Here is a 2026-nt window from a genome sequence, read left to right on the forward strand (position 1 = left end):
CTATTAATCTTAGTGGTTGTATTAACAACTATCCTCTATTTTGGCTGGCTTGCGATGAGAGCCAATGTAGAATCGCTGAAGCAAGGTCTCAGTCAGCCGACCGTTATTTATGATAAAAAAGGGAAAATAGCTAGTAATGTCGCCACCAATCGGACAAAAGGAGTAAAAATCGAGGAGTTGCCGAAGTATGTCCCAAATGCTGTTGTGGCAATCGAGGATGAACGATTCTATGAGCATGGCGGTTTCGATATTAAAGGGATTGCTCGTGCGTTTTTCAGTAACTTGTTTGCAGGAAGGATTACGGGCGGCGGTAGTACGTTAACCCAGCAGTTAACGAAGAATGCCCTTTTATCACCGGAACGCACCTATAAGCGAAAAGCTGAGGAACTCTTTTTAGCCGTAAAAATCGAAAAGGTTTATTCCAAAAATGAGATTTTGCAAATGTACCTCAACCAGGTTTATTTTGGGAGCGGGTCCTGGGGAATCAGCAATGCATCAAAAAAATACTTTGATAAAAATATCAAAGATGTTACTGTCAGTGAAGCAGCTATGCTTGCCGGATTGCTGCATTCACCGAATTACCTCAGTCCCTATAACAACTATGATTTAGCCATGAAAAGAAGAAATACTGTATTAAGTAAAATGAAAGAACTGGGGATGATTACTAGTTCTCAATATAACAATGCGAAAAAAGAAAAAATTCGCCTTCATGATGGCGGCGGTAGCAATGTGGAACGAAAATATCCATATTATGTGGATGCGGTCCTGAATGAAGCAATCAATAAATATGGCTTAACACAAGAAGAAATCCTGACTAGAGGGTATCGAATTTACACCGCGATGGATCAAGATCTTCAGTCTGATCTTGAAAAAGTGTATAGTGAAGACTACTTGTTCCCGCGCAGTAGAGGGGGAAAACTTGTTCAAAGTGGCTCTGTTCTAATGGACCCTGCTACAGGCGGAGTGAGTGCCCTAGTTGGCGGACGCGGTGAACATGTATTCCGAGGCTTTAACAGGGCAACCCAATTACGAGCACAGCCAGGGTCGTCGATTAAACCACTGGCCGTTTATACACCTGCCCTTGAAGAAGGATATAAATACTCATCTGAACTTGTTGATAAACCGACCAACTTCGGAAACTACAAGCCAGAGAATTTTTCAAAGACCTATGGAGGAAAGGTTGAAATGTACAAGGCGCTTGAGAAATCGCTGAATATCCCAGCTGTATGGCTGTTAAATGAGATTGGCTTAAATAAGGGGATCGAGTCCTTGAAGAGGTTCGGTATCCCTGTCGAGAAAGAAGATAAAAACCTGGCCATCGCACTGGGCGGGATGAGTACAGGGGTCTCCCCCCTGCAAATGGCTAACGCCTTTTCAACTTTCCCAAATGGAGGAAAGCGAGAAGACAGCCACTTAATTACGAAAATAGTCGGACCAACTGGAAATGTGATTGCTGAGCATGAAGCAAAAACCACAAAAGTGACGTCGGAAGAAGTCACAGATGAAATGACATCGATGCTCTTAAATGTAGTCGAAACAGGAACTGCAAGGCGCGCTCGAATCCCTGACATCCAAATAGCTGGAAAGACTGGGTCCACCCAGCTGCCATATAATGATATTAGTGGAACGAAGGACCAATGGATGGTTGGATATACGCCAAATCTGGTTGGCGCCATCTGGATAGGGTTTGACCAAACCGACAGGGAACATTACTTGCCAAGTCCAAGTTCGGCTAATGTGGTGCCCATATTTAAGGAGATTATGAAGAAATCCGTTCAACATCTTCCTAAAGAGCGTTTTGAGGTTGTTTCGATCAATGATCAACTCGCAGGTAAAAGCACTTCAAAGGTAAGTATCAATGAACAGGCGAAGAAAATTAGCAAGGAATTAAATGAAAATGCTCAGAAAATCGGGCAAACTATCAAAGAAAATGCTCCAGGTTGGAAAGAAAAGTTGGATCAAGTATTATATAAGGTCGGTAAGGGAGTTAATACTCTCATTGAAAGAATTCAGCAGTAATAAAAAA

At 42.4% G+C, this 2026-nt stretch carries 1 protein-coding gene; it reads left to right on the forward strand.

Annotation, left to right across the window (positions count from 1 at the left end; translation table 11 throughout):
• Window positions 1-2019 (forward strand): transglycosylase domain-containing protein (locus tag V7659_RS31430; RefSeq protein WP_335543897.1); only part of this gene is annotated, 2019 nt, incomplete at its 5' end.
• Window positions 2020-2026 lie beyond the last annotated feature (7 nt).

Origin of the sequence: Neobacillus drentensis, assembly GCF_036966985.1 — a bacterium.
Lineage (GTDB): Bacteria > Bacillota > Bacilli > Bacillales > Cytobacillaceae > Neobacillus > Neobacillus drentensis_E.